At 65.5% G+C, this 10,071-nt stretch carries 6 protein-coding genes and 1 pseudogene; all 7 read left to right on the top strand.

Going from position 1 to position 10,071, the window contains the following annotated elements; all coding sequences use genetic code 11:
* Positions 1–66 precede the first annotated feature (66 nt).
* The 7 genes and pseudogenes from VEC57_07835 to VEC57_07865 all read left to right on the top strand — a co-directional run bounded on the left by VEC57_07835 (position 67) and on the right by VEC57_07865 (position 9,848).
* Positions 67–3,975, top strand: coding sequence for a hypothetical protein (locus VEC57_07835; protein ID HYB99034.1), 3,909 nt, complete (start codon positions 67–69; stop codon positions 3,973–3,975).
* A gap of 232 nt (positions 3,976–4,207) precedes the next feature.
* The gene (locus tag VEC57_07840) at positions 4,208–5,665 is read left to right on the top strand and encodes a cytochrome P450 (protein HYB99035.1); all 1,458 of its coding nucleotides are present in this window, start codon (positions 4,208–4,210) and stop codon (positions 5,663–5,665) included.
* Between the two features lie 154 nt (positions 5,666–5,819).
* A pseudogene (locus VEC57_07845) lies at positions 5,820–6,827 on the top strand (integron integrase).
* Positions 6,828–7,554: 727 nt separating this feature from the next.
* Positions 7,555–8,040 (top strand): hypothetical protein, encoded by a 486-nt coding sequence (locus tag VEC57_07850; protein HYB99036.1) that lies wholly within the window; start codon positions 7,555–7,557, stop codon positions 8,038–8,040.
* A gap of 66 nt (positions 8,041–8,106) precedes the next feature.
* Positions 8,107–9,168, top strand: coding sequence for a RelA/SpoT domain-containing protein (locus VEC57_07855; protein HYB99037.1), 1,062 nt, complete (start codon positions 8,107–8,109; stop codon positions 9,166–9,168).
* Positions 9,169–9,414: 246 nt separating this feature from the next.
* Positions 9,415–9,624: a type II toxin-antitoxin system HicB family antitoxin gene (locus VEC57_07860; GenBank protein HYB99038.1), complete on the top strand. Its 210-nt coding sequence runs from the start codon at positions 9,415–9,417 to the stop codon at positions 9,622–9,624.
* Positions 9,625–9,656: 32 nt separating this feature from the next.
* A complete protein-coding gene (locus VEC57_07865; protein ID HYB99039.1) occupies positions 9,657–9,848 on the top strand; it encodes a type II toxin-antitoxin system HicA family toxin in 192 nt (63 codons plus the stop codon).
* The last annotated feature ends 223 nt before the right edge of the window (positions 9,849–10,071 follow it).

The following is a 10,071-nucleotide window of genomic DNA, read 5'->3' on the forward strand; positions in this document are numbered from 1 at the left end:
CGTCCTGGCCGATCGGCCGTCGTGTCCGCAGCAGATGCGAGCACGGCGTTGGGAGGGCAACCCGCAATGCGACAATTCGCCGGCTTCACGGCGGCCACTCTGGCCGCGTGCCTGCTATCGATCGCCTCCGTCCACGCCGAGCCGCAAAGCGCTTCCCAGCAGCGTTGCATCACCAAGATGAACAAGGCTGCGACCAAGGTCCTCAAGATCCAGGCGCTCGAGACGCGCGCGTGCCTGCACAAGGCGGCCGACGGCCTGCTCTCCGAAGTCGACGCACTGACGTGCCCGCGATCCGACCTGCGCGGCCGCGTGGCCGCCGCGCGCAGCAAGGTCGACCGCACCGCCGAGGCACTGTGCCGTCCGCGCCCCACGCTCGCCTACGTGAACGCCGCCGCGTTCTCGGACGCGATGATCGAGGAAGAGATCGCCATGGCCGGCTCGATCTTCGGCGCCAACCTGGCGCTGGGCGCCGTGCCCTCTTCCAACTATCTCGGCGCCCGCTGCCAGTCGGCGATTCTCGCAGCAGCCGAGCGCGAGCTGGCAACCAAGCTCAGGGACTTTGCCGGCTGCCTTCGCGCCGGGCTCCAGACCTTCTCCATCACCGAGGACGAGCACGTCGCCGACTGCGCGCTGATCGCCGCCAGCACCGCCGCGCAGGTCTCCGACCGCTTCCGCGCCGAGGTCGTCGACGAGTGCGCGGGCAACGACCTTGCCGAAGTGCTGCCCGGCCGCTGCGCCGGCGCCGATGGCGCCTTCGGCATGGGCGACTGCCTGGCGGCCGTCGTCGACTGCCACATGTGCGAGATGACCGGCGCGATGCACGGCTTCGACCTGAACTGCGACAGCGTCGACGACGGCGCGATCAACGGCAGCTGCGGCGGAAGCCTCATCACGACGACGACCACGACGACCACGCTGCCGCCGACGGCGACGATGTGCGGCAACGCGCGCGATGCCGCGGTCGCACAGGAATTCGACCTGTTCGCCGAGGCCACGACCTGCACCTACAGCTGCCTGTCGGGCGGCAACCTTCCGGCGTGCGTGGCCACGTGCGTCAGCAACGCCACGGGCCTGAGCCTCGGCTGCGCGCAGTGCTACGGCACCTCGTCGCAGTGCGGGTTGGCCAACTGCGCCGGCGTCTGCGCCATCTCGCAGGCCTCGCCGGCGTGTCTGTCGTGCCTCGATACGCACTGCATTCCGGCGTTCGAGGAGTGCGCGGCGGTGCCGATCGAGGTGACGACGACGCTCGACACCACCACGACCACGCTCGACACGACGACGACCACGGTGGTCCAGCCGACCACCACGACGACGACCGTGACCTTCCCGCCCTCGGGCTACTGCACCGGTGCGGCCGACATGGCGGTGCTGGCCAGCGAGGACGTCGACGGCGCCACTCGCACGTGCACGTTCTCGTGCCTGGTCGAAGAGGACATCTCGGCGTGCATCGCAAGCTGCGTGGCCACCGCCACCGGCCTTTCGCCGCAGTGCGCCGGCTGCTTCGGCGACTCCGCCGAGTGCGGCATCATGAACTGCGCCGGCGTGTGCGCCGCCGATCCGAACTCGGCCAGCTGTCTGTCGTGCGTCGCCGTCAACTGCGGTGAGGCGCAGGCCGCCTGCATGGGCACGCCAACCACGACCACGACGACCGTCTCGACCACGACCACCACCGGCGGCCCGACCACCACGACCAGCTCGACCACGACCACGACGATTCCGGGCGGCGCCTGCACCAACAGTGCCGACCGCGCCGTCGACGAGCTCTACGACATGCAGGCGCAGACGACGACGTGCACGCTCTCGTGCCTGTCCTCGCCCACGCGCCCGCAGTGCATCAGCACCTGCGTGGCCAGCGCCACCGGCGCCAGCGCCGCCTGCTCGACGTGCTATGGGCAGACCGCCGAGTGCGGTCTGCAGAACTGCGCGCAGCAGTGCGCGATCAATCAGAGCTCGCCGCCGTGCCTGGCCTGCCTCGATGCGGCGTGCGTGCCGGCGTTCGATGCGTGCACCGGCCTTGGCGATCCGCCGCTTCCGGCCAGCTGCACCAACCAGACGCGCGACGGCAACGAGAGCGACGTCGACTGCGGCGGCGACTGCGACGAATGCGCCATCGGCGATACGTGCGGCGCCGCCAGCGACTGCGTCACGGGCGAATGCGTCGGCGGCACCTGCAGCGCGCCGACCACGGTGATTTCGTTCGGCTCGTGCGCCAACGGCTACATCGACCCGTTCAGCGATCCCGACGCGCTCGATCTTGGCGCCTACGGCACCGGTGCCGATGACGGCTACCGGGTGACGCTGGCCTCGACGACCGACGTCTACGTGCAGCTCACCAACCAGCTCGGCTCGACCGCCGTCTTGCAGGCCGCGATGCTGACGACGGCGGGCAATGCGGCAACGGCGGTGCTCGGCACCGGCGAGGTCGTCGAAGGTCAGAACGGAACGGCCGGCCCGACCGCGCTGGCGCCCGGCACCTACTATCTCTACGTCGACTCTTCGCTCGAGGACACGTACGGCCCCTACGACGTCTGCGTGCTGCCGGCGCCGAGCGTCTCGCTCGGCTCTTGCGCGACGATGTCGGTGGGCAACGGCGACGGCGACAACGTGCAGCTTGCCGGCGCCGGCGGCGACAAGGGCCTGCGCTTCACCTCGCCCTCCAGCACCAACGTCATCATCAAGCTGCGCAACCTCTCGGGCGCCTCGACCATGGCCGCCGGCCTCTACAACGGCTCGACTCTCGTCGCCTCCAGCTCCACCGGCACCACGCCCCTGTTCACCGAGCGCCGCACGGGCCTGGTCGCGGTGTCGGCGGGCACGCCCTACACGCTGCAGGTCGACACCGCCGCAGTGGACAGCTTCGGGACCTTCGAGGTGTGCGTTGTGCAGGCGGGCTGCGGCGACGGCATCGTCACCGGCAGCGAGACGTGCGACGACGGCAATCAGGTTGGCGGCGACGGCTGCAGCGCAGCCTGCGGCCTGGAGTCGGGCAAGATCGTCGTCGACTCGTGCCGCACCGACAACATTCCGCTCTTCGGCAGCGACTGCGACGACTGGACGCTGCCCATCCTCGAGAACGAAGGCGTCTACCTCGAGGTCACCAATCCGGCCGGCGGCACGCTGCTGGCGCGCGGCTCGATCCGCCAGGGCTCGACCCAGCTCGTGGCCACCGGCGACGTTCCCATCGGCCAGAGCGGCAGCACGAGTATCGTCAACCTGAGCGCCGGCGGCAGCTACGTCGCGCGGGTCTGCGACGTCACCGGCGCCGGCACCGGCAACTACACGGTCTGTGTGCGATCGGCCCGCAAGGTCGAGCTTGGCGGGTGCTACGCCGGCAACGTCACCGACGGCGACGGCAACGCCATCCACCTGGCCGGCCCGGTCTCGGGCGGCGATGAGGCGGTGCTGTTCCAGCCGCCGCACACGGCGACGGTCAAGCTCACACTCAATCACAAGGGCGGCGGCGGCCTGCTCGCGGCCGGCGTCTATGACGGACAGCCGGGCAGTCTGCTGGCGGGATCGGCCGTCGGCGCCTCGCCCTCGCCGATTGCCACCGGCGGCAGCGGCCAGAGCGGCCTGTTCGAAGTCAACGTGGGTCAGGTCTACCGGGTCTACACCGACATCGCCACGCTCGGCACCGCCGGCAACAACTACGAGGTTTGCCTGGCCGAGGTGGCCGGCGACGCCTGTCTGAACGAGGCGGACGAGCTGGTGCGGTCTTCCGTCAATCTGGACGCCGAGGCAGAGTCCTCGGGAGTTTCCTGCAGCGGCGGCGCCTCGTGCATCTCCGACCATATGGAGAGCGTGGGCTTGAGCCCGGCGTGCGCCGACTGCTACGGCGGAACCGGATCGTGTGCCGCGTCGAACTGCGCGTTCCAGTGTCTGAGCGATTCGAGCAGCAGCGGCTGCCGCAGCTGTGTCGCGTCCAACTGCGCACAAGAATTCGAGGTGTGCTCGGGCTGGACGTACGAAGACTAGGGCGAACATCCGAGAAGAGGGCGCGGGGCTCTCTTTTCGGCTGTCGAAGGAAGAGGTGCTCGGCTAGGCTGCCGGGCTTTACAGAAGCCAGCCGCGGCTAATGGGCCAGCAGCGGAGGGGAGTGATGGGTGATGCATCTTTGGGATTGGATGCAGGCACTCGCGCGATTGGGCATCTCCACTGCCCGGTCGGCGGTGCCGGCATGCAGACCCAGCAACCGACAATTTCCAGAGTGGGACGAAGCGCGACGGCGACGCGCCGCCGTTCCATTCCCAAGACATACGGGCTGCCGCTGGTCGGGCCGCTCGCCGAGCTGCTGACCGACCCGCTGTCGTTCTTCGTCAAGAGCTACGTCACGCGCGGGCCGGTGTTCCAGGTCAAGGTTCCCACTCGCAAGTACACGGTACTGGCGGGCCATGAGGCCAACCTGTTCTTCCTCAAGGAGGACCAGCGCCTGTTCGAGCACGCCGAGCTCTACCAGAACATCGCGCGCGAGCTCGACGCCTCCCACTACATGATCGCCACCAGCGGCGACCGCCACGCCAATCTGCGGCGCTCTTCGATGCCGGCCTTCGCAACGGACGTGCTGGACGCGGCCACGCCGCGCCTGCTCGAGGAGATCGGCCGGCGTGCTCGCGCGTGGCAGCCGGGCACGCGGCTGCGTGTGCTCGATCTCATGCACGAGCTGATCGGCGACGTGATCGTGACCGCGCTGGCCGGACGCGCGCTCGGCTCGCACCTGCGCGATGCGGTGACGTTCGCGCGCTTCTCGATGGGATGCGGGCTCGGCGGGTATCCGGTGCAGTTCCGCTACGCGCCGCACTATCAGATGGCGCGGCGGCGGATGTTTCCGCTGTTTCGCGAGATCGTGCAGTGGCATCGCGACAATCCGGTCGAGGTGGCGGAGCGCTGTGGCGGGGGCGCTGGCGATGGCGCGGGAGGTGGTGCCGGCGGTGCCAATGCCTGGCGTGCCGGTGGGGGCAACGCTTCGCGTGCCGGCGGGGCCGGCGGGCGCGCGGCCGACTTCATCGACCAAGTGCTGGCGGTGCGCGACGAGAACGGGCAGCCGCTCTCGGACGACAACATCGTCGCGCTCGCACAGACCGTGTATTCGAACGCGCTGCTGTACGCGGCGCCGACGATGGCGTTCCTGCTTTACAGCCTGCTGGCCGCGCCCGAGGTGATGGCGCGCTGCCGGCAAGAGATCGACGAGACGTTCGGCCAGGGCACGCCCGACCTGACACAGCTTCGCGCTGCCGAATACTTCGGCGCCACGCTGCGCGAGTCGCAGCGCATGCATCCCATCGGCCTGGCCGCGCCGCGCGTGGCCAAGGAGACGTTCACGTTCGCCGGCTACGAAATCCCGCGTGGCGAGCGCGTGCTGATCGCGCTGACGGCATGCCATTACCTGCCCGAGATCTACCCGTCACCGTACAGCTTCGAGCCCGAGCGACACATGGAGCCGCGCAACGAGTCGCGTGCTACCGGCGTGTTCGCGCCGTTCGGATACGGCGCGCACTCGTGTCTTGCCGCCCGCCTAGTCGACGGCATGACGCGCGTGGTGGTTGCGGGGCTGGTGCGCAACGCGGAACTCGAGCTGGACCGGGCGGACTATACGATCCGCAAGCGCGTGAATCCGTTCCCTGAGCCGGCGGGGGATTTGGTGGTGCGGGTGGTGGGGGGGCGGTAGGGCGGCCATCGCCCCAGGCTTCGCCGCGCGCACACTCTCGTGTGCGTCCACAACGTGTGTGTCACCGAGACCGATTGCTCGGCAGTTCGCTTGGGACTCACACTATTCCTTTGGTGTCGTTGTCAGCGTTGTCGGTGCTCGGCCAACATGGTGCATGGCCGAAGTACGCCGAGGCACGGCCCCGCGAGGGCCGGCACTGACGCGTGAGCCGCCGAGGCTGCTGGAGCAGTTTCGTGACGAGATACGGCGTCTCCACTACAGCCGCCGTACCGAGCAGGCATACGAGTACTGGATTCGTCGGTTCGTCCTTTTCCATCAAAAACAGCATCCACGTCAGATCGATGCGGACGGCGTAGCAAAGTTCCTGACGCATTTGGCCGTGGTGGCCGGCGTGAGCGCGAGAACGCAGAACCAGGCGCTTCACGCGATCCTCTTTATGTACAAGCAGGTACTGAACGTGGAACTGCCTCGCATTCCAGGCATCACCCCTGCCAAGACCGCCCGCAGCTTGCCGGTGGTGCTCAGTCGCGAAGAGGTAGCGCGCGTGCTCGGCGAAATGCACGGCGTGACGCGGCTGATGGCCACGCTGCTATATGGGACCGGCCTGCGTCTTCTGGAGGTGTGCCAGCTACGGGTCAAGGACATCGATCTGGCAGGCAACCAGATCATCGTCCGCGGCGGGAAGGGACAAAAGGACCGCGTGACGATGCTGCCTCAGGTCATCAAAGACGATCTAGCGCGGCATCTGGCCAGAGTGCGCTCCCAGTTCGAGGCGGACGTGCGTCATGGCGCTGGCTACGTCGCGATGCCGGATGCACTGGCGCGCAAGTACAGCGGCTCGGACCGATCGTGGCGATGGCAGTGGGTGTTCCCGGCCACGCGGCAGTACGTCGACGGCCACAGCGGCGACCGCCGCCGACATCATCTTCACGAGTCCGTCCTGCAGAAAAGCTTCGCCGCTGCGGTGCGGCATGCCGGAATCGTGAAAGCAGCCAGCTGCCATACGCTGCGACACTCGTTCGCGACGCATCTGCTGGAGGCGGGGTACGACATCCGCACGGTACAGGAGCTGCTGGGCCACAAGGACATCAGCACGACGATGATTTACACGCATGTGCTCAATCGCGGGCCTGCCGCAGTCCGGAGTCCGGCGGATGCGCTGGGTGTCCGTGGTGGGGCGGGGTTGGTGAACAGGCCGCAGGATGGAGACGGTGGAGCCGCGGTTAGAGGGGCTGCGGGTTCCGCGTCTGCTTCGGCAAAAGGTGTCGATCGAAACCAGAGCGGAAGCGATCGGCGCACCGCCGCTGGCATCTCGGTGACGTCTCATGCCGCAGTGCGCCGCCGGTGGTGATCGAGCGCACCATTTGCATGGACGGGCGCGCTTGACGGCCTATCGTCGTCGCCGGCCCACGTGAATAGCATGTCAGGACCGGCGGTTGCGGCTACCCATGGGATCGCCAGCGAAATATAACGCGGGCGTGGACGGCGTATCTAGGAATTGGGTAGGTCGGCCGATTAGTAGTTATCCTCTAATGGAGTTTGCGACGTGACTGAATTTGAGAGCGGAGACGGAGAAACGACGCGGGTCGGATTCGTGAACCGCAACCAGCAACGTTGCTGCGGGCATCGTGGGATCTCCGGAACAGATCATCTGCAGAGGGCGTATCGCATGGAATGCCTCCGGCCGACCTGCGGACATATCTACGGAGCAAACGGTTCAGACATTTTCCACCGGCGATGCCCGAAGTGTCAGGGCGGGGCCGCGGGAATTCCTTTTTGACCGCGAGCGAAGCGGCTCGTGCAGAGTAATTCGGAATGAAATCCCGCTCTTCTATGACAACCTACGCGACGCCACAGGAAACGACTGACCGTCTGTTCTATGAATGGTGGTGCTTACGATCGCGGAGGAAACGCTGGCGCGACAGGCGATCGAGCGGGTGACTCAGAACGCCTGGATCGAAGTTGGCGCTATTCACGGTCGGAATCTTGCTGACTTCTTCTATCCGACGCAGGCGATTGCGCGTAGGCAGGCCGACGATGTTTTCGCTCAGGATCTCGTGCCCGACGGCGAGTGGGTTGCCACCCGTCCAGCCGCCCCTGAGTCCTTAAGCCGGCATGAATTCCGCGATCCCGTCAACAAACAGATCGCGCACCTCACCAAATCAACGAATCCGAAGAAGGATTGGGACTTTTCAATCGTTGCCACCGCACTGCAGCCTGCATTGGAGCATTTTCTCCAAATGGTTCCATTGGCCTCTCTTGGAGAGCGCTGGCGTGAACAACTGGCAACGAAGAGTGGTCCTCGCTGGGCTACTGCCCAACGGGTTTTGCAGGTGCGGCACACGGATAACAGCGCATGGAGCAGGCCGGCATGAGCGGTTTCCGCAATGTTGTAGCGCCCCGCGCCGGCTGCTCAGGCATCCGTTCGGCAGAGGAATTGGATGCCTGAAGTCGAGCTGACTTTCCCGGGCGGCTCTCGGTCACGCGTGAATCGCGCTGGCGATAACGTGCGCGTCGGCCGTCAGACGACTAGTGACCTCGATGCAATCGAGGAGTGGCGTGCGGCTCATCGCGCCGTGCTGAACACATTTCAATCGATTCTCAGGAATCGCACCCGTGGTCGGAAGATAACAGTCGCACAGCGTCACAAACGAAAACGAACTATTTTCGACAAGCTACGCCGACTGCCCCGAATGCAGTTGTCACGGATGGACGATATCGCCGGTTGCCGGCTGATCTTCCGCAATGTGAAGGAGCTTTACGCTTTCCGATCTCAGTTCCATACGGCGCGATTCAACCATAAACGACGCAACGATCTCGATAAGTACGACTACATAAAGACGCCGAAGCGAACCGGATATCGCGGCGTGCACGACGTCTACGAGTATGATGTGCGTTCAGATGTCGGCCGAGCCCTGGCAGGCCTCTACGTTGAAATCCAATACCGGACACTTGTGCAGCACGCCTGGGCGACCGCGGTAGAGCTGATTGGTTTCGTGACAGAGAGTCAGCCGAAGTTTCAGGCAGGTGACCGACGTTACGAGCAAGCAATGGCGCTGGCGAGCGAGGTGCTTGCGCGGGCGTTCGAGGATCGCAAGGGCCCGTTTCCCATTCTTGAGGATCGAGAGGTCGTCAAGCAGTTTCTCCGGCTGGATCGAGAACTCGGTCTTGTGCGCACGTTGCGGGGACTTAACGCAGCAGACAAAGCCGTAACGGAGAACCGCAACGCCATCCTGATCTTCGACACGTTGGGCGGCTTGGAGGTTCGATCCTACCGAGATGCGACAGAGGCGTTGCAGGCTCTATTTGGGCTCGAAAAACAATACCCAGATCGGGATATCGTCCTAGTCCGTGCAGACACCAGTGACGAGGTCCGTATTGCGTTCAAGAACTACTTTTCCGACGCGCGGGATTTCATAAAGTTGGTAGAGGAGGGGTGTGCCAAGCTCTCGCACGTTACACAATTGCAGCGCAAGCCAGTACGGTCGCGCAGGCGAAGTTGACACGAGCGCCGAACAACGCATGGAGCAGGCCGGCATCGGCCGTAGCAACACGCTCGCGGCGTCTTGCGCCGGCTGCTCATGCACACGTTCGGCAGCATAGTTGTCGCTCTCTTCGGGACGCGTTTTTTCTGCGTCGTTGCCAGCGTGCGAACTTTTCTAGGGTCTTGCCGGGTCCAAGCCCGGCGGCGCCTTGCACGAGCCGGGGCCCGGCCTACACTTGGCCGAATGTAGATGCGGAGCTGCGCCATGCACACGTTCAACGTCGTAATCGAAAAGGACCCAGATACATCGCTCTACGTCGGGTACGTCCCGGGCTGGCCGGGGGCTCACAGCCAAGGTGCGTCGATCGATGAGCTGCATGCGAATCTGCGGGAGGTCGTAGCAATGTTGCTTGAGGACGGGGACCCGGAGTTCGAGTCGGAGTTCGTCGGCGTGCAGACCATTCGCGTTTGGTAGTGGGAACAGTTCCGGTTCTAAAGCCACGTGAGGTGGCTGCGCTGCTTGAAGCGCTAGGCTTTCAGGAAATTCGACAGCGTGGCTCGCACAAGCAGTATCGCCACAGCGACGGGCGCGGAACCACGGTCCCTTTCCACAAGGGGCACGACATCTCTCCGACGCTTCTCCGTAAAATTGCCCGCGATATCGGCCTGACCGTTGACGAGCTTCTGGCCGGCAGGTAGTGCTCGCCGAACAGCGCGTGGAGCGGTCGGGCACCGTCGCTATTGCAGGCAAGGATTGCCTCGCGCCCGCCGCTCACGCATCCGTTCGGCTCCATCCCCTTGATTGACAATACGAATATACGTATAGTCGGTCTTGCGTGAAGGCGGTCGTCTTCATCGGATCCTCCTGTGAGGATCTGGCGGCGTTCCCGCGGGAAGCGCGTCGCCGTGCTGGTCATGAGCT

The sequence above is a fragment of the Candidatus Limnocylindrales bacterium genome (assembly GCA_035626395.1).
In the GTDB taxonomy this organism is placed as follows: domain Bacteria; phylum Desulfobacterota; class Binatia; order UBA1149; family CAITLU01; genus DASPNH01.